Source organism: Pantoea sp. BS_8 (assembly GCF_041954965.1).
Lineage (GTDB): Bacteria > Pseudomonadota > Gammaproteobacteria > Enterobacterales > Enterobacteriaceae > Pantoea > Pantoea stewartii.
In genome coordinates, this window is the sequence record NZ_JAVAXU010000004.1 from 93,190 (window position 1) to 114,452 (window position 21,263).

Genomic DNA, 21,263 nt, shown 5'->3' on the forward strand with positions numbered 1-21,263 from the left:
TGGAGAATCAGGCCATACCTGGACGTTAATTTTTTTAACCTTTACCAAAAATTACACAGCATGTATGACTAAACCGATTTAGCCATCAGCGCCTGGTCAGCGCGGTTTGCTGCCGTTTTTCTCATCGGGGGTTGATAAGACGGCAGACCGTTTGATTCTTTTTAAGCCAACTCGTACCGGGGCTGGCGAAAGCAGGTGCAAAGCCCTGCGCTTATCACTATTCTGTTGGTCAGGTTACAGCTGGCGGCATTACGCAAGTCTGACACCTTAAAAACATCAGTCTTAAGTGTATTTAATTCTTTACAGTCAGCACATTCTGAAGCGAAGAATAACAACATCATGAGGTGTGTATGGAACAACAGCACGGTGAGTCGCTGAAGCGCGGTTTAAAAAATCGCCATATACAGTTGATCGCCTTGGGCGGTGCAGTGGGAACCGGCCTGTTTCTGGGCAGCGCGTCGGTCATCAAATCCGCAGGTCCCGCCGTTATTTTAGGCTATGCGATTGCCGGGTTTATCGCCTTTCTTATCATGCGTCAGCTGGGTGAAATGGTGGTCGAGGAGCCCGTTGCCGGGAGCTTCAGCCACTTTGCCTATAAATACTGGGGAAATTTTGCCGGTTTCGCCTCTGGCTGGAACTACTGGGTGCTGTATGTGCTGGTCGCCATGGCGGAGCTGAGTGCCGTCGGTAAATACATTCAGTTCTGGGCGCCCGATTTTCCCACCTGGGCATCAGCCGCTATCTTCTTCGTGCTGATTAATGCCATTAACCTGACGAACGTTAAGGTGTTTGGTGAAATGGAGTTCTGGTTTGCCATTATTAAAGTTATCGCGGTGATTGCGATGATCCTGTTTGGCGGCTGGTTACTGTTCAGTGGTACCGGTGGGCCGCAGGCAACCGTGCGTAACCTGTGGGAACACGGCGGCTTTATGCCGAATGGCCTCGGTGGGCTGGTGATGGTTATGGCGATTATCATGTTCTCCTTTGGCGGTCTGGAGCTGGTCGGGATTACGGCGGCAGAAGCGGACAATCCTGAAACCACGATTCCAAAAGCCACCAACCAGGTGCTGTGGCGTATCCTGATTTTCTATATCGGCTCGCTGGCAGTGCTGCTGTCATTAATGCCGTGGACGCGCGTGACTGAAGATACCAGCCCCTTTGTGTTTATCTTCCACGAACTGGGCGATGCCATGGTTGCCAATGCGCTGAACGTGGTGATCCTCACCGCCGCACTGTCGGTCTATAACAGCTGCGTTTACTGTAACAGCCGCATGTTGTTTGGTCTGGCACAGCAGGGCAATGCGCCAAAAGCGCTGCTGAGCGTGGACCGCCGCGGTGTGCCCGTGATGAGTATTCTGGTGTCAGCCGTCGCCACTGCGCTGTGCGTGCTGCTGAACTTCCTGATGCCGGGTGAGGCGTTTGGTCTGCTGATGTCGCTGGTCGTGTCTGCGCTGGTCATCAACTGGGCGATGATTAGCCTGGCGCACCTGAAATTCCGTAAAAAGAAAAACCAGCAGGGCGTTACCACCCGTTTCAAAGCGGTACTGTACCCTGTGGGTAACTGGGTTTGCCTGATCTTCCTGGCTGGCATCCTGGTCCTGATGGCGATGACGCCAGGCATGGCCATTTCCGTATGGCTCATTCCTGTCTGGCTGATCATCCTGGCTATTGGCTATTTCATCAAGAATAAGACGCAAAAAGCCTGACGGCATTGCCAGCCCGCCGACAGAAAGCGGCGGGCTGGCAGTCGGTAAACCCGACCCTGCTCACACTTCTTCTTGCACGGCTGTTTTGTCCATCATCCCAACAATTTCGTGCCGCGTCGCCTGTGGATTAAACATTAATAATCCTTTTATGTTTAATTCCTCTGCAGGTTACAACAATGACAGATAACCCCCTCTCATTCAGAGAAAAGCTGGGCTATGGCATGGGTGATGCGGGGTGCAACATGATCGGTGGCGCTGTCATGCTGTTCCTCAGCTATTTCTATACCGACGTTTTTGGCTTAGCACCGGCCTTAGTGGGCGTGCTGTTACTCTCGGTGCGCATTCTGGATGCCATCACCGACCCGATAATGGGCGCGATAGCTGACCGTACCAAAAGCCGCTGGGGACGTTTCCGTCCCTGGTTACTGTGGGTGTCAGTGCCCTACGTTATATTCAGTGTACTGATGTTTACCACGCCAGACTGGAGCTATCCCAGCAAGGTCATCTGGGCCTTTACCACCTACTTTTTCATGTCCCTGGCCTATACCGCCATTAATATCCCCTACTGCTCGCTGGGTGGCGTCATGACTAACGATCCCGGTGAGCGTGTCTCCTGCCAGTCGTACCGGTTTGTCATGGTCGGCATTGCCACCCTGATTCTGTCACTGTCGTTGCTGCCGATGGCGGAATGGTTTGGCGGTGCGAACAAGGCGCGGGGTTATCAGATGGCGATGGCTGTGCTGGCCCTGGTGGGACTGGCAATGTTTCTGTTCTGCTTCGCCACCGTGCGGGAACGTATTCAGCCTGCCGTCCCTACTCATGATGATCTGAAAAACGATTTGCGTGATGTGTGGAAGAACGATCAGTGGGTGCGCATCTTGCTGTTGACACTTTGCAATGTCTGCCCGGGTTTTATTCGTATGGCAGCAACCCTGTATTACGTGACCTGGGTCATGGGGCAAACGGCGCACTTTGCCACGCTGTTTATCAGCCTGGGCGGGGTTGGCATGATGCTGGGTAGCACGCTGGCAAAAGTCCTCACCGACCGCTGGTGTAAGTTGAAAGTCTTTTTCTGGACCAATATCGCCCTTGCCCTGTTCTCCTGCGGTTTCTACTGGCTTGATCCCCACGCCACCGTGACAGTCGTTATCGCTTACTTTCTGCTTAATGTCCTTCATCAAATTCCCTCCCCTTTACACTGGTCTTTGATGGCGGATGTGGACGATTACGGTGAATGGAAAACCGGTAAGCGTATTACCGGCATCAGCTTTTCAGGCAATCTGTTCTTTCTCAAGGTCGGACTGGCCGTCGCGGGGGCGATGGTCGGTTTTCTGCTCTCGGCTTACGGTTATGATGCAGGTGCGAAACAGCAATCGGCTCACGCGCTTAACGGCATTGTCCTGCTGTTTACCGTTATCCCCGGGGCTGGCTATTTGATTACCGCGGGCGTGGTGCGACTGATGAAAGTGGATCGCACATTAATGCAAACCATTCAACGCGATCTTGCCCTCCGCCAGATTCAGGCGCACGAAAAACACCCTACCGAGCTTCCGACTGGAGAGTTGAAATGAGCGAAAACTGGCCCAACCCCTTTATTGAACGGCGCGCCGATCCGTTTATCCTGCGCCACGGAGAACACTATTACTTTATTGCTTCCGTACCGGAATATGATCGTCTTGAGCTACGTCGTGCCAGCACGCTAACGGCCTTACGCACCGCGACACCGGTCGTGGTCTGGCGTAAACCCGATATTGGGCCGTTCAGTGAGCTGATCTGGGCACCGGAGTTGCATCGTATTGCAGAACACTGGGTTATCTATTTTGCCGCAGCGCCTTCGCGCGATATCAAAGATGGCTTGTTTCAGCACCGGATGTACGCGCTGGTGTGCAACGATGACGACCCGCTCAGTGGCCACTGGCAGCCCCCGCGCCAGGTGTTAAGTCATCTCGACAGTTTTGCGCTGGATGCCACCCACTTTGTTCACCAGGGGAAAAACTGGTACTTATGGGCGCAGAAAGATCCTGCAATTCCAGGGAATTCCAACCTCTATCTGGCTGAATTGCGTAATCCATGGACGCTCAAAGGCAAACCGGTGATGCTGAGCCGTCCGGAATATGAATGGGAGTGCGCGGGGTTTAGCGTCAACGAAGGCGCGGCAGCGATAGTGCATGGTGACTGGCTGTTTATTACCTATTCTGCCAGCGCAACGGATGAAAACTACTGCATGGGCCTGCTTTCCATTCCGCGTGATGCCGATCCGCTGAACGCGATGGCCTGGCAGAAATCAGCGCGTCCGGTCTTTGCAACCAGTTGGGAAAACCGCCAGTATGGACCGGGACACAGTTGTTTTACTCAGGATGAGGACGGGCGCGATCTGCTGGTCTATCACGCACGCAATTATACAGAAATTGAGGGCGATCCCCTTTGGGACGGTAATCGCCATACGCGTCTGAAATATTTTCACTGGCGTGAGGATGGCACACCCGACTTCGGGGTTCCCCCTGCCGACTACACCAACGTGCCGTAAATGGTCAGCAACGCCACAACCACCACCAGCACCAGCGAAATGCGCTTCGCCAGCGCCACGGCGACACGTGGCGTTGCGACCTTATCGCTGTGCGGATCGCGAGCCAGCGAAAACTGCGCCAGCGTGGTTAAAACCTGGTACTGCGAGTGATGCCTGTCCGTCAGCGAGGCAAACCAGGCAGGCAAGGCTTTCTCACCGTGCCCCAGCAGCGCATAGGCAACGCCCGCAAGCCGCACCGGGAGCCAGTCAACCACATGCAGAATGCTGTCCACGCCAGACTGAGAGCGGTCCATGGGCGTGCAGTGTTTTGCCAGCCAGCTTTGCCAGGCGCGTAAAAACGCATACCCCACGAGTAACACCGGTCCCCAGGCACCGCCCACCACGAACCAAAACATCGGTGCCAGATAGAAACGGAAGTTAATCCAGATGAGCGCATTCTGAAGCTCACGAAGGAATTCGCGTTCGCTGCACTCAACAGGCACACCGTGGATCAGGGTTAACTCTGCCGCCATGGCCTGATGTGCCGCGGCGTCATCACGACTCGCCGCCTGCAAATACGTATGATAGTGCTGACGCACCACACCCGCTCCGATGCACAGTAACCCCACCACGATCCAGAACAGAAGCTGAGGAACACCGAACAAAATGCCTTTCAGGCTCCCGACCACCAGCGCGGTCAGGCCCATCGCGATAATCAGCATCAGCAGTGTGCGCATCACCGAAAAGTGCTGACGGCGACGAAACACAGGCTCCAGCCGGTGATCCAGTTGCCAGTGCTCCCCCAGCTTAAACAGCCGTTCCCAACCTAAAACCAGTAACAAGGTAAATAACGTCATAGTTACTCCAATTTTTGTTGCTGTAACCGCTGTTTAAAATCGTCCCAGTCAAACGCCGGGCCGGGATCGGTTTTCCGTCCCGGTGCAATATCACTGTGGCCGGTAATGCGCGCAGGCGTTAACGGATAATGGGCTAACAACGTCTGCGTGACCTGATGCAGAGCGGCGTATTGTGCCTCGGTATAAGGTTCAATATCCGTGCCCTCCAGTTCAATGCCAATTGAAAAGTCGTTGCAGTTTTCCCGCCCCTCAAACTGCGAGATGCCAGCGTGCCAGGCACGTTTATCAAAGGGAACATATTGCACGATTTCGCCATCACGTCGGATAAGGCAGTGCGCCGCAACGCGCAGATGAGCAATCTCAGCAAAGTAGGGATGCGCGTCGGCAGGCAGCGTGCCGGTGAACAGTTTATCAATCCACGGGCCGCCGAATTCGCCGGGCGGCAGGCTGATATTGTGAATGACCAGAAGGGATGGCGCTTCATTATGCGGCCGATCATTACAATGGGGGGACGGCACCTGTCGCACACCGGACAGCCAACCTTTTTCTACTTTCATGCTGGATTCTCTTCGCAGGACCGGTTTGAGAATAGCATGAATTTTAAGGGATTATTGCGTCAAAATGCGTTGCACTATCGGGCTGATAAACGCACATGTTAAGTATACTAAACAAAAAGTGACTAAGGACTGGTGCCTTCGCGCTATTCAGGCTATGGTAATCGCCTCTGTTACCTGACATTTACTGGAGCGGAACGCGTATGTCTGTGCGTCGCTATGATCCTGACAGTCGCCATCAGGCGCTGCTTGAACGTATTGAAAATGATATCCCCGAGGCCGTTGAACGCGCATTAAAGGAAGATCTCGGCGGTGAGACAGAGAGCGACCGCGACATTACCGCGCAGCTCCTGCCAGCCGACAGTCGGGCACATGCTCAGGTTATTACCCGTGAAGCCGGTGTTTTTTGTGGTAAACGCTGGGTCGAAGAGGTGTTTAACCAGCTAGGCGCGCACACCGCCCTGACATGGCATGTGGAAGATGGACAACATGTTATCCCGGATCAACCCCTGTTTGAGGTTGACGGGCCAGCCCGCCTGTTGCTGACGGCCGAACGCACCGCATTGAATTTTGTGCAAACCTTGTCCGGCGTCGCCACGGAAGTCAGCCGCTATGTCGCGCTGCTGGAAGGCACACAGACACAGCTTCTGGATACACGCAAAACATTGCCAGGCCTGCGAACAGCGCTGAAATACGCCGTGCTGTGCGGTGGCGGCAGTAATCATCGCCTCGGCCTGTCCGATGCGTTTCTGATTAAAGAAAACCATATTATTGCCAGCGGCTCAATTCGTCAGGCCGTCGAAAAAGCCTTTTGGCTTTATCCGGATGTCCCTGTGGAAGTCGAAGTTGAATCGCTGAAAGAGTTGGAAGAGGCACTGGCTGCGGCGGCCGACATCATCATGCTGGATAATTTTTCCCTTCAGGCGATGCGCGAGGCGGTGAAGATCACGGCTGGTCGTGCGCTACTGGAGGTGTCAGGCAACGTCACCGAAACGACGATTCGGGACATCGCCGAGACCGGTGTGGATTATGTCTCTGTCGGCGCGCTGACTAAGCATGTGCGTGCTCTGGATCTGTCGATGCGCTTTCAGGCGCAATAATCTCTGTTGCCGTGCCGCCGGCACGGCCTGTTTTGTGCACCAGCATCCAGTGACGTAGTCCTGTTCCTGTAACCCTCCAGATTTATTGCCTGCCCTTTTCCACTCTCCGGGTTTCCTGCTGTTATTACCCACAGCGTCTTCCTAGACTGCGGCCTTCTTACTCAGGAGGCAAATATGCACTATCAACAAGGATTCACGTTAGTTGAATTAATGATTGTGGTCGGCATCGTGGCGATCCTCAGCGCTATCGGGCTGCCTGCCTATCAAAATTATCTGCAGCGCGCCGCGTTGACCGACATGCTGCAAACCATGGTGCCCTTTAAGACGGCCGTTGAGCTTTGCGCGATTGAACGCGGCGGGCCTGAACAGTGTCAGGCCGGGCAACGCGGTATTCCGCAGGGCACAACATCACGTTACGTGTCGGCGATCACCGTGGTCAACGGCATGATTACCCTGACCGGGCAGGAGAGCCTGAATGGATTAAGCGTAGAAATGCTGCCCGTCTGGGACAGTAACGAAGGCACGCTCGTCTGGCAGCGTACCTGTACCAGCACTAACACCACGTTACGTGACAACTGTCAGGAACAATTCCGCTTTGACAGTCGTGGGGGCACAAATGAGTAAACCCGACGATGCGATAGCGCTGATCTGTCAGCGCTATCGCGCCATCATCCTCGACCACAACGCGACGCATTTACGTCTTGCTGTCGCTGAGCAGGTTCCGCCAGGACTGGCCGAAGCCCTGCAATTTGCCAGCCCGTGTCAGATCGCTATTGAGTGCTGGCCGCAGGCCCGGCTCGAACAGGCTGAAGCGATGCATAGCCCCTTGTGTGCTAAAGAGGGTGCCGCCACAGAATCGGCAATCGATACCGCCAGCCAGCTTCTGCATCAGGCCGCACAGCGGCGGGCCTCAGACATCCATATTGAGCCTTATCAGCACAGCCTGCGTATTCGTCTGCGCATTGACGGCGTGTTGCATCCCCTGCCCCTGCAACGGGACATACAGCCAGCGGCTCTGCTGGCGCGGCTTAAAATTTTGGCCGGACTGGATATTGCCGAACGTCGTCTGCCACAGGACGGTCAGTTCAGCCATGAGATTGACGGTCAGGTCGCTTCCTTTCGGCTCTCAACGTTGCTGACGCAGGGCGGAGAGAAAGCCGTTGTACGTTTGCTGCAGCGGGAAGACGCTACACTGTCCATGGACTCGCTGGGCTTACCCGCGGCACCGCTGCGCCTGCTCAAGGCTGCGCTGGCACAGCCCCAGGGCCTGATTCTGGTCACGGGCCCAACTGGCAGTGGAAAAACGTTTACCCTTTACAGCGGACTGAGCGCGATTAATCAGCCCGGAAAGAACATTTGCAGTGTGGAAGATCCCATTGAGATCCCTTTGCCGGGCATCAATCAGACGCAAATTAATCCAAAGTATGGGCTCGATTTTAATCGCGTGTTACGCGCGCTGCTTCGCCAGGATCCGGATGTCATCATGATAGGCGAAATACGTGACGGCGAGACCGCTGAAATTGCCGTAAAAGCCGCGCAAACCGGTCATCTTGTCCTCTCGACTTTGCACACTAACTCAACGGCTGAAACGCTAACGCGCTTACGCCAGATGGGCATTCCTGGTTATTTACTGGGCTCAGCGTTGCGCCTGATTATTGCTCAGCGCCTGGTCAGACGCCTGTGTCCGCACTGTCGTGAACCTGCACAGGCCGTGGCACATCTCCCGGCGTCAGTCTGGCCTGGCACGTTACAAACCTGGCGGGCACCGGGTTGCGATCACTGCTTTTCGGGTTATTTTGGCCGTCTGGCTTTATTCGAACTCCTGCCCGTTACAGCCAAACTGCAAAATGCTATCGCCGCCGAAATGCCTCTGGAGGAGGTATTGGCGCTGGCAAAACAGCAAGGGATGCGCACGCTACAGGCTTCGGGGCTGGACGCTGTCAGCCGCGGCGAAACCTCTCTGGAGGAGATGCAGCGCGTTATTGGGCTCGAATCATGACGCACCTTTTTCTTTATCGCTGGTATGCCGTAGATACACAGGGCAGACTGCAAACGGGTTATCATCTGGCCCCCGACAGTGAGACGCTGTCTGACGATCTTTCGCGCCGGCACTTAGTGCCGGTGAGCGAGAAGCGGGAAAAAGTGATGCGACGACGTGACTGGCGGTCACAGCATAAAATTGATTTCATTCGCCAGCTCGCCACCCTGCTAAAGGCGGGCCTTCCTTTATCGCAAAGCCTTGATCTGCTGGCATCAGGTCACCCGCATGCCGCCTGGCGGGCGTTGATGCAGGCCTTACAGCATCACGTCTTGCGTGGCGAGCCATTTTCGCAGGCATTACGCCAGTGGCCAGAGGTTTTTCCGCCACTTTTCGCTGCGCTAATGGCGGTCGGCGAGCTGACCGGTCAGCTGGATATCTGCTGCGAACAACTGGCGCAGCAACAAACACGTCAGCAGCATTTGCGAGCTAAGGTTCTGAAAGCCCTGCGTTATCCCCTGTTTATTCTGTTCGTGGCGTTGGCCGTCACCTGCGGTATGTTACTGTTTGTCTTGCCGGAGTTTGTTTCCGTCTATGCCTCGTTTGACGCGCCTTTACCCGCTTTCACCGCCGCCGTTATCACCCTGTCCGACGCATTACAGGCGGGCGGATTGCCGCTAATCGGGAGCATTGCCCTGCTGGCGACGGGCTGGTACCACGCGCGGCGGCGCTCTGAAAACTGGCAGCGCTGTGAGCAACGCGCCCTGCTGCGTGTGCCGGTTATCGCCGGGCTATGGCAGGGTAGTCAACTGACGCAAATCTACAGTGTGTTGCAACTGACCCAGCAGGCAGGATTAACCCTGCTCCAGGGACTTGATGCGGCCTGTGTCACGTTGTCATCGCGGCTGTGGCAGGATGCCATCAGGGCTATTCAGCAGCACATTGCGCAAGGCAATCCTCTGCACCAGGCGTTGCACTCGCATCCCCTGTTTACGCCACTTTGTCGTCAGTTGATTCGTGTGGGCGAAGAGTCAGGCGCACTGGATGTGATGCTGGCGCGTCTGGCTGAATGGCATGAAAGAGAAACGCTGACGCGGGCCGATAATCTGGCCGCCTCGCTGGAACCCGTGATGATGGTGGTGATTGGCGGCATTGTCGGCACACTGGTGATCGCCATGTATCTGCCTGTGTTTGGGCTAGGTGAGGCCATGCAGTAAAGGTACTCCGTTCCTTTACTGCATGCTGAGCAGGCAGGGTTAACGGGAAAAGATGCGGTTTTCCTGCTCGGCCACCCGAATAAACGTGGTGCGCTTGGTTAACTCTTTTAGCCGCTCAGCTCCCACATAGGTGCAGGCAGAACGAAGCCCGCCGAGAATATCGCGAAGGGTTTCTTCTACCGGCCCGCGCAAGGGGAGTTTCACTGTCTTCCCTTCTGCCGCACGATATTCCGCCACGCTTCCCGCATGACGTTTCATTGCGGATTCTGAGCTCATGCCGTAAAACAGCATAAACCGCTCGCCGTTTTCTTCTGTAATTCGGCCTTCGCACTCATCATGTGCCGCCAGCATACCGCCCAGCATGACAAAATCCGCGCCGCCACCAAACGCTTTGGCGATATCACCCGGCACAGCGCATCCGCCATCGCTGATGATTTGCCCACTCAGGCCGTGCGCCGCATCGGCGCACTCAATCACGGCAGAGAGCTGCGGATATCCCACGCCGGTTTTGACGCGCGTGGTGCAGACTGAGCCCGGTCCAATCCCCACCTTCACGATATCGGCTCCGGACAGGATTAGCTCTTCGACCATTTCCCCCGTGACGACGTTACCCGCACAAATCGTTTTGCCCGGGAAGATCTCACGCGCGCGCTTCAGGAAATCGACAAAGTGCTCAGAATAACCATTGGCAACGTCAATACAGATGAACTGCAGGTCATCGCAAATGGCCATGACCGCGTTAAGTTTGGTGAGATCGGCGTCTGAGGTGCCGGTAGATACCATCACATATTTCAGTACTGATGCCGGTACGCGTTGAACAAACGTCCGCCAGTCTTCCACACTGTAGTGTTTGTGTACGGCTGTTAAGACATTGAAACTGGCCAGCGCCTCGGCCATTGAAAAAGTCCCCACCGTATCCATGTTGGCCGCGATAACAGGTACGCCGCGCCAGTCCAGGCCGGAGTGTTTGAACGTAAAGCTGCGATCCAGTTCGACCTGAGATCGGCTTTTCAGCGTGGAGCGCTTTGGACGAATCAGTACGTCTTTAAAGCCCAGTTTCAAATCTTCTTCAATGCGCATACATAGTGTCCTGGTAAGAGGTTATTCATCGCCATGAAGGGCGTTATCACAAAGCCAGTCACCTCATGATACGCGCCATTTGCACCGCAACAAGAGTGCGAATTTCACTTTATTTACGCTACAATCCATCAGATTCGACGGCGTCTTTCTAACGAAATCGGACGCGCAACATGATCGTGTCGTAACGCTTTGGCTTACCTGTGACTGAACGACTAAGAGAGTGAGAGTGAGAGATACGCCCTACACGGTGGCGCTGACCGGTGGCATTGGCAGCGGCAAGAGCACTATTGCCGCGTACTTTGCTGCAGAAGGCGTCACGATCATTGACGCTGATGTCATTGCCCGCGAGGTCGTCGAGCCGGGCACGCCTGCTCTGCAGGCGATTGTTGCACGCTATGGTGACAGTATTCTGACCGATCAGGGAACACTACAACGTGCGCGCTTAAGAGAGATTATTTTTGCGGCACCTGATGAAAAAAACTGGCTAAACGCGCTGCTTCATCCCCTGATTAACGCCCGCACACAGCAGCTTAAAGCGCAGGCGACCTCACCTTATGTCCTGTGGGTCGTGCCGTTGCTGGTTGAAAACCAGCTCCAGCATCAGGCCGATCGGGTTTTGGTTATCGACACCGATGAAGAAACACAGCTGAAACGTACGCTCGCACGCGACAACGTTTCTCCTGAGCAGGCTAAACGCATTCTTGCGGCACAGGCGACGCGCCAACAGCGCCTCGCCTGTGCCGATGATATTATTGATAACAGTGGCGCGCCTGAAAATGCGCTACCCCAGGTTGCCAGACTTCATCAGCGTTATCTGAAGCTTGCGGCAGCGAAACAGGATTAATCCATGAGTACAGTCGTTCTGTTTGAACATCCACTGAATGAAAAAATGCGCACCTGGCTGCGTGTCGAATTCCTGATCGATCAGTTGCATCAGGTTACGCCATTGGAAAATACCGCCACGGCACTGACTTTTTTTCGTCTGATCGGCGAACTGCTGGATATCTTTGAACGCGGCGACATGCGCACCGAATTGCTGAAAGAGCTTGAGCGTCAGCAAACCAAACTGCGCGCGTGGGCGGATGTGCCCGGCGTGGATATGTCCGTGGTGGATGCATTGCGCGACAAACTAAAAGCACAATCTGTTCTGCTTAACAGTGCGCCGCGTATGGGGCAGCAACTGAGGGAAGATCGTCTGATTGCTCTGGTTCGTCAGCGGCTCAGTATTCCGGGCGGGTGCTGCAGTTTCGATCTGCCTGGTCTGCACATCTGGCTGCATTTGCCGCAGACAACACGTGATGCGCAGGTGACAAGCTGGATGGAAACTCTGATACCGCTGCACAGCACACTGGCCATGTTGCTCGATTTAATCCGTCAGTCGGGTACCTACCGTTTACAAACCAGTCTGAACGGTTTTTATCAGGATAATGCCGAAGGCGCCGATCTTCTGCGTCTGCAACTGGACATAGAGGACGCACTTTATCCTCAGGTATCCGGTCATAAGAGCCGTTTTGCGATACGTTTTATGCCACTGGACAGTGAGCGCGGTGAAGTCCCTGCGCGCCTCAACTTCCAACTGGCCTGTTGTTAGAGGTGAACATGCAGGAAGAAATTATGACCGTTAACTGTCCGCAGTGCGGTAAAACGGTTATCTGGGATGAACTGAGCCCGTGGCGGCCGTTTTGCAGCAAACGTTGTCAGTTAATTGACCTTGGCGAATGGGCTGCGGAGGAAAAGCGCATACCCAGCAGCGATGAGTTGAACGACAGTGACAACTGGAGTGAAGAAGAACGCTAAGTCACGCGGTGGGGCATAATGCCCCACCCTGTTACAGTTCGCCTGCCACCAGACGCGCTATCAGTTCATGATTTGCCGCCGGAAATTCTTCAGCGATCAGCGCCCGCTGTTCGACCCAACGCTGTGGCTGACCTTCTTTGCCCCAGGGTTCACCTTTCCAGCCTTCGACCAGGAAAAAATGCAGCGTCACACGCAGATCGTCATAGGTATGATCTTTGATGCCAATGGCGCGGGCATCAGTCACCTCAATGCCGGTCTCTTCGAGCAGCTCGCGCACTAAACCCTGCTCAGGGCTTTCACCCGCTTCAATTTTACCGCCGGGAAATTCCCACTTATTGGCCATGTAGGAGGAAGCCGCACGCTGGGCAAGAAAAATGTGTTTATCGGCATTGCGGATAATGCCGACGGCAACCTGCAGGTGCTTCATGAAGGTATCCTGAAGAGTGGGTGAATGAGCGCTGATTCTAAAACATGTTAAGCGGGTTGTTAACCGCGCCATCGTTCAGCGGACAAAAAGCCAAAAAAAAGGAGCCAGAGGCTCCTTTTCAGTCAACACGTTATCAGGCCAGGCGACCATGACACTGTTTGTATTTCTTACCTGAACCGCATGGGCAAGGATCGTTACGTCCGACTTTACGCTCGCCGACCTGCTGGGCAAGCGACTCGGCCGCCAGCACATCTTCGCTGACATGGCTGAGATGCTGCTGCTGCGCCAGACGCTCTGCCTCTTCGCGACGTTGCTGCTCCATCGCTTCCACTTCTTCTGGCATTCGCACCTGCACCTTGCTCAGTGTGCTGATTACTTCATACTTCAGCGTTTCAAGCATGGCGGCAAACATGGCAAACGATTCACGTTTATATTCCTGCTTCGGATCTTTCTGCGCGTAGCCACGTAAGTGGATGCCCTGACGCAGATAATCCATTGCCGCCAGGTGCTCTTTCCACAGGGAGTCCAGCGTTTGCAGCATCACGCCTTTCTCAAAGTTACGCATCATCTCCGCGCCCACGATCTCTTCTTTCGCCGCATAGCTATCGGCAGCGTGTTTCATAATGCGCTCACGCAGCGTCTCTTCATGCAGGTCCGGTTCTTTATCCAGCCATTCACTGATTGGCAGATCCAGATCGAAATCGTTACGCAGGCGCTCTTCCAGTCCCGGTACGTCCCACATTTCTTCCAGTGACTGCGGTGGAATGTAGCTGTCGATAATCGATTTATAGACGTCTTCGCGAATACTGTTGATGGTATCGGAGACATCAGAAACATCCAGCAGCTCATTACGCTGGCTATAGATCGCGCGGCGTTGGTCATTCGCCACATCATCGTATTCCAGCAGTTGCTTACGAATATCGAAGTTACGGCTTTCCACTTTACGCTGTGCGTTGGCAATCGCTTTGGTTACCCACGGGTGCTCAATGGCCTCGCCCGGTTTCATTCCCAGCTTGCGCATCATGTTAGAAACACGATCAGAGGCAAAAATACGCATCAGCGCATCTTCCATTGACAGGTAGAAACGTGAAGAACCCGCGTCCCCCTGACGACCCGCACGGCCGCGCAGCTGGTTGTCAATACGACGCGATTCATGGCGTTCCGTACCGACGATATGTAAGCCACCTGACGCCAGCACGGCATCGTGACGAACCTGCCAGGCCGCTTTAATCGCCTCGATCTGCTCTTCAGTCGGATCCTGCAGCTCAGCGACTTCGGCATGCCAGCTACCGCCCAGCATAATATCGGTACCACGGCCCGCCATGTTGGTGGCGATGGTCACGGCACCCGGCTGACCAGCCTGAGCAACAATATCCGCTTCGCGGGCGTGGAATTTGGCGTTCAGAACATTGTGCTTAATGCCTGCGCGTGTCAGCTCGTTTGATACAACTTCTGACTTCTCGATCGAAATCGTACCTACCAGTACCGGTTGCCCTTTCGCGGTACGTTCGCGAATATCCTCAATAATGGCATCGATCTTCTCTTTCTCTGTCATGTAGACCAGATCGGCCAGATCTTTACGCACCATCGGACGGTTGGTTGGCACAACGATGGTATCGAGCTTGTAGATGGAGCTGAACTCAAACGCTTCTGTATCAGCCGTACCCGTCATACCGGCCAGCTTTTCATAGAGGCGGAAGTAGTTCTGGAAGGTGATCGATGCCAGCGTCTGGTTTTCGTTCTGGATTTCAACGCCTTCTTTGGCTTCAACGGCCTGATGCAGACCATCAGACCAGCGACGTCCTTGCATGGTACGACCGGTATGCTCATCGACAATGATGACTTCGCCATCTTTAACGATGTAATCAACATCGCGCGTGAACAGCGCATGTGCACGCAGTGCAGCCGTCACGTGATGCATCAGCATGATATTCGTCGGTGAATAGAGGGATTCACCTTCCACCATAATGCCCTGGCTCACCAGCAGCTCTTCGACTTTCACCAGGCCGCGCTCGGTCATGTGCGCCTGACGCGCTTTCTCGTCAACCCAGAAATCGCCTTCACCCTGGAAGTGGTCAGAATCTTCTTTTTCCTGACGGATCAGGTGAGGAATGATTTTGTTCACTTTGGTATAGAGTTCAGAGCTGTCTTCTGCCGGACCTGAGATGATCAGTGGCGTTCGCGCTTCGTCAATGAGGATGGAGTCGACCTCATCCACCAGCGCATAGTGCAGTTTACGCTGTACGCGCTCTTCAGGACTGAACGCCATGTTGTCGCGCAGATAGTCGAAGCCATATTCGTTGTTCGTACCGTAAGTGATGTCCGCTGCATAGGCTTCACGTTTGGCGACGGAAGGCAGACCTGACATGTTGATACCGACACTCAGGCCAAGAAATTCAAACAACGGGCGGTTATTTTCCGCATCACGCTGGGCCAGGTAATCGTTGACGGTAACAACATGAACACCTTTACCGGTCAGGGCATTCAGGTAGGCTGGCAGCGTTGCCGTAAGCGTTTTACCTTCACCGGTACGCATCTCAGCAATACAGCGGTTGTTGAGTACCATACCGCCAATCAGCTGGACATCAAAGTGACGCATGCCAAAGACGCGTTTACTGGCTTCACGCACGGTTGCAAAGGCTTCCGGAAGTAAACTCTCCAGCGACTCGCCTTTTTTCAGGCGCTCACGGAACAGTTCCGTTTTCGCTTTCAGTTCTTCATCAGAGAGCTTTTCAAAATCCGGTTCCATCTTATTGATGATATCAACGGTTTTACGCATGCGGCGCAAAGTACGATCATTGCTGCTACCAAAAACCTTGGTTAACATTTTGATTAACATAATAAATATATTCTCAATTCAGCCGAATCGTCGGACTGCGAAATCTAAAAGGGTGTAATGAAAGTGATTAGCAGAACAATGAAGCGGGGCCGGCACGGATACCGTGCACTTTGCCATGCCAGGCTGCTCGCGTCAGGGCAGGCGCGTCAGACACAGGCAGCAGAGACAAACCAAAGGCGTCGTATGTCTGTGCTGTCTGGGAGGTCAATAAGGCATGAAGTGAATCGATTAACGCCAGCTTTTGCGCGGCCAGCGGATGTACCTGCTCTTCCGCCTGAGACTGCGGCGTCAGCGTGAAAGAGAGGTGGCGGATAACCGTGCGAATGGCATGCTGGTGCCAGTAGTCAACAGTAAAACTGGGACGTCGCGAGGCTTCCTGAAGACGAATAAGATGATCGAAACGAACGGCATTGCCGATGAACAGGCTGCTGGCTGAGGATTCGGATCCGGTGTTAAGTTCCGCTGTTTGCGCACACGCCGGCAAGCCGAGACTGGCCGCCACCATTCCCAGCAGGAAATGAGGCCAGAAATAGCGTCTACCTATTTGTCGCCAGCGTAGAAGGATTCCGATCACAATTGTTCCATTGCGCATAACAATTTCATTATTCACTGCTGTTTTCAGCAGCATGCAGCCTGTAAAAGCGCCAGAGATAGTAACACTAATGTGGCGTGCCGACACCTGCGTTTAAAGCGACAACGGAAGAAATCGCACCTGATTGTGCAGCAATTCAGCAATTGTTTGCTTTAGCATGTGAAGAGTGTCGCAACACACAGAGAGCGAAGGCGGGGCAATAAAAAACGGCCGGCGCGACTGACCGGAGAGAGTGTCAGCGCAACCAGCCGTTTTTACGTTCTGATCAGGAATTAAGCCAGAACCAGATTTGGTGCTTTAAACGCCAGCGGCAATTCAGCTTCGTCTTCGAAGGTCGCCCATTCCCAGGCTTCCTGCTTAGCCAAAACGGCCTGCAGCAGTTTGTTGTTCAATGCATGGCCCGATTTGTACGCGGTAAACGCGCCGATAATGTTATGGCCACACATAAACAGATCGCCGATAGCGTCCAGCATTTTGTGACGGACAAACTCGTCTTCAAAACGCAGACCTTCTTCATTAAGCACGCGGAAATCATCAAGGCCTATCGCACAATCTAAACTACCGCCCAGGCACAGGCCTTTAGACTGCAGATATTCGATTTCATGCATGAAGCCAAAGGTGCGTGCACGGCTAATCTGACGAACAAACGCTTCGGCAGAGAATTTCATCTGGTAACGCTGAGAGCTGGCATCGATAGCCGGGTGTTTGAAATCAATAGTGAAATCAAGCGAAAAACCGTTATACGGTTTAATTTCCGCCCATTTATCACCATCTTCAACACGCACGGTTTGCTTAACGCGCACAAACTTCTTGGCGCTGCTGAGCTGCTCGATACCTGCATCCATCAGCAGATAGATAAAAGGCGCTGCGCTGCCATCCATAATCGGGATTTCAGGTGCATCGACTTCCACAATAATGTTGTCGATGCCCAGGCCCGCCAGTGCGGCATTCAAGTGTTCAACTGTCGAAATACGCACGCCTTCATCATTCACCAGGCAGGTACTCAGCATGGTGTCGCGCACGTATTTTGCATCAGCCGGAAAATCAACCGGGGGATTCAAGTCGGTGCGACGATAGATGACCCCGGTATTAGCCGGTGCAGGGCGCAACGTCAGGCTGACTTTCTTGCCGGTATGTAAACCGACACCTGTCGCCTGAACAATACGTTTTAATGTCCTTTGTTTGATCATCGTAATTATCTCGCAATATTACTTTCCGACCGCCAGTATACGTTACCAGCGGGCGAACACTTTAGCACAAAGAGCGGGAAAACCCAATTATAAGGTTATTCCTAGTCGGCCTGCTTACGCAAAAACGCCGGGATATCAAGGTAATCTGGCTCTTTGTTCGATTGTGCATTCTGATCGTTCACCACTTTCGCTGCAGGTTTCTGCTCCTGCGGCAGCGGCGACATACCGTGCTGCTGGTAACGATGATCCATCACTGGCTGGCTGGCCGGTTTGTTGGTGACCAGCGTGATTTCAGGACGCTTGTCCATACCAATACCGGTTGCCACCACGGTGACGCGCAGTTCATCGTTCATTTCTGGATCCAGAGAGGTACCGATAACCACGGTGGCGTTGTCTGAGGCGAAGGCGCGGATGGTATTACCCACGGTTTCGAACTCATCCAGACGCAGGTCAAAGCCCGCCGTGATGTTGACCAGCACGCCACGCGCACCAGACAGGTCGATATCTTCCAGCAGTGGGCTGGAAATCGCCATTTCAGCAGCTTCTTCCGCACGATCTTCACCGCATGCCACGCCAGAGCCCATCATGGCATAACCCATTTCTGACATGACGGTACGCACGTCAGCAAAGTCGACGTTCATCAGGCCAGGGCGGGTAATCAGTTCAGCGATACCCTGCACTGCGCCTTTCAGCACGTCGTTGGCTGCGCCAAAAGCGTCGAGCAGCGAAATGCCGCGCCCAAGCACTTTTAACAGCTTGTCGTTAGGAATGGTGATCAGTGAATCGACATGCTTAGACAGCTCTGCGATCCCCTGCTCGGCAAACGCCATGCGCTTCTTGCCTTCGAAGTTGAAAGGCTTGGTCACGACCGCAACGGTCAGAATACCTAAATCTTTCGCCACTTCAGCTACAACAGGCGCTGCACCGGTACCGGTACCGCCACCCATTCCCGCTGCGATGAACACCATGTCTGCCCCTTCCAGCGCAGAACGCAGTGCTTCGCGATCTTCCTCTGCAGAGTTACGGCCCACTTCCGGGTTCGCACCCGCACCCAGCCCTTTGGTAATGTTATTACCAATCTGGATGGTCTGGCCGACCGCTGTTTTACGCAACGCCTGGGCGTCGGTGTTAACAGCGAAGAATTCCACACCTTCGATACGCTCGCGTACCATGTGCTCTACGGCGTTGCCGCCGCCACCGCCGACGCCGATGACTTTAATCACCGCGTCATTGGTTAATTCCATAGGTTCAAACATGATTTCTCTCCGTTATGTGCCTGTCGCCTGGAGATCACAAAAGAAAACAGCATGATCCCCTTTTACAAAAATTAAAACTCTTTTTTTAACCAACTATTGATACGTTTAAACCAGTTGCCGACTGAAACCCGCTTTTCCGCCTCTGCGTCACCGTTCATGTGTGACTCTTTGCCGTAATGCAACAGCCCTACCGCCGTGGAATAGTAAGACTCCTGCGCGTAGTCCGTCAGGCCAGTAATGTTCAGCGGCTGTCCAATGCGCACCTGCGTATGGAATACGCGCTGCGCGCAGGCGGCCAGACCTTCAATCTGCGCCGCGCCGCCGGTTAATACAATCCCCGCAGCAAGATGGTGTTTCACTCCCTGCTGGCGAAGCTGCTCTTGCAACTGCAAAATCTCGTCATTGACCAGATTTAAAAGTTCGGTGTAACGCGGCTCAATTACCTCAGCCAGCGTCTGACGCTGTAAGCTCCGTGGCGGACGTCCGCCAACGCTCGGCACTTCAACGTTCTCATCTTTTCCAACAATCGATCCCAGCGCGCAACCATGCCGGACTTTAATCGCTTCCGCATCGGTAGGCGGCGTGCCAAAGGCGTACGCAATATCGCTGGTAACTACATTGCCCGCATAGGGAATGACCTTCGTGTGGCGCAGTGCACCGCCAGTATAGACGGCGATATCCATTGTGCCGCCCCCGATATCCACCACGCAAACGCCCAGTTCGCGTTCGTCTTCGGTCAGTACAGCAAAGCTGGACGCCAGACCAGCAAAAATCAGTTGGTCAACTTTGAGGCCACAACGTTCAACGGCTTTAACAATATTTTTCGCCATATCATTGTGACAGGTGATCAAATGGACTTTCGCCTGCATACGTACACCGGAAAGGCCGACCGGGTTCTTAATGCCTTCCTGGTAATCGATGGCATATTCCTGAGGAATAACGTGCAGAATGCGATGCTCGTCACGAACGCGCACAGACTTTGCCGTGTGCACCACATTCTCTACATCATCCTGAGTCACTTCCTCTTCTGAAATCGGAACCATCCCGATTTCGTTCTGGCAGCTGATATGTTTGCCCGATAATGCAAGGTAGACGGAGGAAATCTGGCAATCCGCCATTAACTCAGCCTGATCAATGGCGCGCTGTACGCATTTCACCACCGACTCAAGATCGTTAACGCCACCTTTATCCATACCGCGGGACGGACAACTGCCGACCCCAATAATATTGACCATACCATCGGGCAGAATTTCCCCAACCAGGGCGGCGACTTTCGCAGTGCCGATTTCGAGTCCAACTACCAGTTTTCTGTCCGTTGCCTTGATCATTGTTGTTTAGCCTGTGCCTGGTTTTGTTGCTGATTACTGTCCTGTGGCTCCATCACTATCGGTGTCCAGCCAACGGAGGCGCCAGAGTCATAGCGTAAATCAACGGAGTTGATGCGCTTGTGTTCATTCTCGCCTTGTTGCTGCAACACCGGATAAAGCTCAATAAAACGATTCAGACGCTTCATGGTATCGGTACGGCCCAGTTCGATACGTACATCGTCACTGGTCACCAGCTGCCATGAACGTCGTGCCGTCATCGACGCCACCTTCAGGGTAAACTTCCTGGCTTTCAGCACATCATCCATACTGTGATAGCCCGCCAGGACCTCTTTTTCACTGCCTTCTGGCCCATACAACATGGGCAACGCTTCTTTGCCCATATGATTGGCCGGTACGCTAAATGACACGCCGTCGCTGTCCACCATATGCGCGTCGTTCCAGCGTGCCACCGGCGTGTACTCAACCAGATGAATCTTCAGTTCATCAGGCCACTGTTTGCGCACACTGACCTGTTTAATCCACGGCAACCGTTCAATCTGCTGCTGGATAATGTTCACATCCTGCGACATAAAGGTGCCGGGTGGCCCCAGGGATAAAATCGCCTGGCGGATGTCGTCGTGGGTGGTGTAATGCAACTCACCGGTGACCACCAGTTTCGACAGGGGTAAGCGGGATGCATCGTTCATCCACTTCAGCACCACTAATCCACCCGCAATCATTATGCCCATCACCATCAGCAGAAAGACGATGCCAAACAGCCGGGCACCGTTACTGCGGCCGGTGCGTGCCCGCTCCTGCGCCTCACGATTGCGTACATTCATCGCCGCCTGTGACAT

20 protein-coding genes are annotated in these 21,263 nt (G+C 54.0%); 10 read left to right on the plus strand and 10 right to left on the minus strand.

Annotated features, from left to right (window positions below):
• The first annotated feature begins 350 nt into the window (after nucleotides 1–350).
• The 3 genes from aroP (at nucleotide 351) to RAC65_RS10835 (ending at nucleotide 4,233) form a co-directional block, all read left to right on the plus strand.
• On the plus strand, nucleotides 351–1,706 hold the full coding sequence (aroP, locus tag RAC65_RS10825; protein ID WP_375096688.1) for an aromatic amino acid transporter AroP: 1,356 nt from the start codon (nucleotides 351–353) through the stop codon (nucleotides 1,704–1,706).
• 176 nt (nucleotides 1,707–1,882) lie between these two features.
• Nucleotides 1,883–3,277, plus strand: a complete 1,395-nt coding sequence (locus RAC65_RS10830; RefSeq protein WP_375096689.1) for a glycoside-pentoside-hexuronide (GPH):cation symporter — start codon at nucleotides 1,883–1,885, stop codon at nucleotides 3,275–3,277.
• Nucleotides 3,274–4,233 carry a family 43 glycosylhydrolase gene (locus tag RAC65_RS10835; RefSeq protein ID WP_054634492.1) on the plus strand — a complete coding sequence of 320 codons (960 nt, stop codon included), beginning with the start codon at nucleotides 3,274–3,276 and terminating at the stop codon, nucleotides 4,231–4,233. The genes RAC65_RS10830 and RAC65_RS10835 overlap by 4 nt, the downstream gene beginning before the upstream one ends.
• Here the strand turns inward: RAC65_RS10835 and ampE are convergent.
• Both ampE and ampD read right to left on the minus strand, forming a co-directional pair.
• Nucleotides 4,215–5,069: a beta-lactamase regulator AmpE gene (ampE, locus tag RAC65_RS10840; RefSeq protein WP_375096690.1), complete on the minus strand. Its 855-nt coding sequence runs from the start codon at nucleotides 5,067–5,069 to the stop codon at nucleotides 4,215–4,217. The two genes, RAC65_RS10835 and ampE, sit on opposite strands and share 19 nt — an antisense overlap.
• 2 nt (nucleotides 5,070–5,071) lie before the next feature.
• Nucleotides 5,072–5,626 (minus strand): 1,6-anhydro-N-acetylmuramyl-L-alanine amidase AmpD, encoded by a 555-nt coding sequence (ampD, locus tag RAC65_RS10845; RefSeq protein WP_006117696.1) that lies wholly within the window; start codon nucleotides 5,624–5,626, stop codon nucleotides 5,072–5,074.
• Between the two features lie 200 nt (nucleotides 5,627–5,826).
• Here ampD and nadC point away from each other — a divergent pair, with 200 nt between their 5' ends.
• From nadC to hofC, 4 genes are all read left to right on the plus strand, one after another.
• A complete protein-coding gene (gene nadC, locus RAC65_RS10850) occupies nucleotides 5,827–6,723 on the plus strand; it encodes a carboxylating nicotinate-nucleotide diphosphorylase (protein ID WP_033740266.1) in 897 nt (298 codons plus the stop codon).
• 174 nt (nucleotides 6,724–6,897) lie between these two features.
• On the plus strand, nucleotides 6,898–7,347 hold the full coding sequence (gene ppdD, locus RAC65_RS10855) for a prepilin peptidase-dependent pilin (RefSeq protein ID WP_006117693.1): 450 nt from the start codon (nucleotides 6,898–6,900) through the stop codon (nucleotides 7,345–7,347).
• Nucleotides 7,340–8,722 (plus strand): type II secretion system protein GspE, encoded by a 1,383-nt coding sequence (gene gspE / locus RAC65_RS10860; RefSeq protein WP_375096691.1) that lies wholly within the window; start codon nucleotides 7,340–7,342, stop codon nucleotides 8,720–8,722. Before ppdD ends, gspE begins: the two co-directional genes overlap by 8 nt.
• Nucleotides 8,719–9,918, plus strand: coding sequence for a protein transport protein HofC (gene hofC / locus RAC65_RS10865; protein ID WP_375096692.1), 1,200 nt, complete (start codon nucleotides 8,719–8,721; stop codon nucleotides 9,916–9,918). The genes gspE and hofC overlap by 4 nt, the downstream gene beginning before the upstream one ends.
• Before the next feature lie 39 nt (nucleotides 9,919–9,957).
• On the opposite strand, the gene RAC65_RS10870 is transcribed toward hofC, so the two are convergent.
• Nucleotides 9,958–10,998: a GMP reductase gene (locus RAC65_RS10870; protein WP_375096693.1), complete on the minus strand. Its 1,041-nt coding sequence runs from the start codon at nucleotides 10,996–10,998 to the stop codon at nucleotides 9,958–9,960.
• 226 nt (nucleotides 10,999–11,224) lie between these two features.
• Here RAC65_RS10870 and coaE point away from each other — a divergent pair, with 226 nt between their 5' ends.
• From coaE to yacG, 3 genes are read left to right on the plus strand one after another with little or no spacing between them, the layout of a single operon-like run.
• Complete coding sequence (gene coaE, locus RAC65_RS10875; protein WP_006117689.1) at nucleotides 11,225–11,842, plus strand: dephospho-CoA kinase; 618 nt, start codon at nucleotides 11,225–11,227, stop codon at nucleotides 11,840–11,842.
• Between the two features lie 3 nt (nucleotides 11,843–11,845).
• Entirely contained in the window at nucleotides 11,846–12,589 is a 744-nt protein-coding gene (gene zapD / locus RAC65_RS10880; protein ID WP_006117688.1) for a cell division protein ZapD, read from the plus strand.
• 8 nt (nucleotides 12,590–12,597) lie between these two features.
• Nucleotides 12,598–12,795, plus strand: a complete 198-nt coding sequence (gene yacG, locus RAC65_RS10885) for a DNA gyrase inhibitor YacG (RefSeq protein ID WP_006117687.1) — start codon at nucleotides 12,598–12,600, stop codon at nucleotides 12,793–12,795.
• Nucleotides 12,796–12,826: 31 nt separating this feature from the next.
• On the opposite strand, the gene mutT is transcribed toward yacG, so the two are convergent.
• The 7 genes from mutT to ftsQ all read right to left on the minus strand — a co-directional run bounded on the left by mutT (nucleotide 12,827) and on the right by ftsQ (nucleotide 21,263).
• Entirely contained in the window at nucleotides 12,827–13,222 is a 396-nt protein-coding gene (mutT, locus tag RAC65_RS10890) for an 8-oxo-dGTP diphosphatase MutT (RefSeq protein WP_006117686.1), read from the minus strand.
• Nucleotides 13,223–13,355: 133 nt separating this feature from the next.
• Entirely contained in the window at nucleotides 13,356–16,061 is a 2,706-nt protein-coding gene (secA, locus tag RAC65_RS10895) for a preprotein translocase subunit SecA (RefSeq protein ID WP_367143310.1), read from the minus strand.
• 67 nt (nucleotides 16,062–16,128) lie between these two features.
• Nucleotides 16,129–16,635: a secA translation cis-regulator SecM gene (gene secM / locus RAC65_RS10900; RefSeq protein WP_233255760.1), complete on the minus strand. Its 507-nt coding sequence runs from the start codon at nucleotides 16,633–16,635 to the stop codon at nucleotides 16,129–16,131.
• 290 nt (nucleotides 16,636–16,925) lie between these two features.
• Nucleotides 16,926–17,843 (minus strand): UDP-3-O-acyl-N-acetylglucosamine deacetylase, encoded by a 918-nt coding sequence (lpxC, locus tag RAC65_RS10905; RefSeq protein WP_033740259.1) that lies wholly within the window; start codon nucleotides 17,841–17,843, stop codon nucleotides 16,926–16,928.
• A 101-nt stretch (nucleotides 17,844–17,944) separates the two neighbouring features.
• Nucleotides 17,945–19,099 carry a cell division protein FtsZ gene (gene ftsZ, locus RAC65_RS10910; protein ID WP_006117682.1) on the minus strand — a complete coding sequence of 385 codons (1,155 nt, stop codon included), beginning with the start codon at nucleotides 19,097–19,099 and terminating at the stop codon, nucleotides 17,945–17,947.
• Between the two features lie 71 nt (nucleotides 19,100–19,170).
• Nucleotides 19,171–20,427 (minus strand): cell division protein FtsA, encoded by a 1,257-nt coding sequence (gene ftsA, locus RAC65_RS10915; protein WP_006117681.1) that lies wholly within the window; start codon nucleotides 20,425–20,427, stop codon nucleotides 19,171–19,173.
• The gene (gene ftsQ / locus RAC65_RS10920) at nucleotides 20,424–21,263 is read right to left on the minus strand and encodes a cell division protein FtsQ (RefSeq protein ID WP_033740258.1); all 840 of its coding nucleotides are present in this window, start codon (nucleotides 21,261–21,263) and stop codon (nucleotides 20,424–20,426) included. Before ftsQ ends, ftsA begins: the two co-directional genes overlap by 4 nt.

What these genes read in the sequence shown, in the direction of transcription:
- RAC65_RS10870 (WP_375096693.1), bottom strand. Translation starts at nt 10,998, where the DNA reads ATGCGCATTGAAGAAGATTTGAAACTGGGCTTTAAAGACGTACTGATT.
- ftsZ (WP_006117682.1), bottom strand. Translation starts at nt 19,099, where the DNA reads ATGTTTGAACCTATGGAATTAACCAATGACGCGGTGATTAAAGTCATC.
- zapD (WP_006117688.1), top strand. Translation starts at nt 11,846, where the DNA reads ATGAGTACAGTCGTTCTGTTTGAACATCCACTGAATGAAAAAATGCGC.
- hofC (WP_375096692.1), top strand. Translation starts at nt 8,719, where the DNA reads ATGACGCACCTTTTTCTTTATCGCTGGTATGCCGTAGATACACAGGGC.
- aroP (WP_375096688.1), top strand. Translation starts at nt 351, where the DNA reads ATGGAACAACAGCACGGTGAGTCGCTGAAGCGCGGTTTAAAAAATCGC.
- gspE (WP_375096691.1), top strand. Translation starts at nt 7,340, where the DNA reads ATGAGTAAACCCGACGATGCGATAGCGCTGATCTGTCAGCGCTATCGC.
- RAC65_RS10830 (WP_375096689.1), top strand. Translation starts at nt 1,883, where the DNA reads ATGACAGATAACCCCCTCTCATTCAGAGAAAAGCTGGGCTATGGCATG.
- ampE (WP_375096690.1), bottom strand. Translation starts at nt 5,069, where the DNA reads ATGACGTTATTTACCTTGTTACTGGTTTTAGGTTGGGAACGGCTGTTT.
- nadC (WP_033740266.1), top strand. Translation starts at nt 5,827, where the DNA reads ATGTCTGTGCGTCGCTATGATCCTGACAGTCGCCATCAGGCGCTGCTT.
- ftsQ (WP_033740258.1), bottom strand. Translation starts at nt 21,263, where the DNA reads ATGTCACAGGCGGCGATGAATGTACGCAATCGTGAGGCGCAGGAGCGG.
- RAC65_RS10835 (WP_054634492.1), top strand. Translation starts at nt 3,274, where the DNA reads ATGAGCGAAAACTGGCCCAACCCCTTTATTGAACGGCGCGCCGATCCG.
- ftsA (WP_006117681.1), bottom strand. Translation starts at nt 20,427, where the DNA reads ATGATCAAGGCAACGGACAGAAAACTGGTAGTTGGACTCGAAATCGGC.
- ppdD (WP_006117693.1), top strand. Translation starts at nt 6,898, where the DNA reads ATGCACTATCAACAAGGATTCACGTTAGTTGAATTAATGATTGTGGTC.
- ampD (WP_006117696.1), bottom strand. Translation starts at nt 5,626, where the DNA reads ATGAAAGTAGAAAAAGGTTGGCTGTCCGGTGTGCGACAGGTGCCGTCC.
- lpxC (WP_033740259.1), bottom strand. Translation starts at nt 17,843, where the DNA reads ATGATCAAACAAAGGACATTAAAACGTATTGTTCAGGCGACAGGTGTC.
- mutT (WP_006117686.1), bottom strand. Translation starts at nt 13,222, where the DNA reads ATGAAGCACCTGCAGGTTGCCGTCGGCATTATCCGCAATGCCGATAAA.
- yacG (WP_006117687.1), top strand. Translation starts at nt 12,598, where the DNA reads ATGCAGGAAGAAATTATGACCGTTAACTGTCCGCAGTGCGGTAAAACG.
- secA (WP_367143310.1), bottom strand. Translation starts at nt 16,061, where the DNA reads ATGTTAATCAAAATGTTAACCAAGGTTTTTGGTAGCAGCAATGATCGT.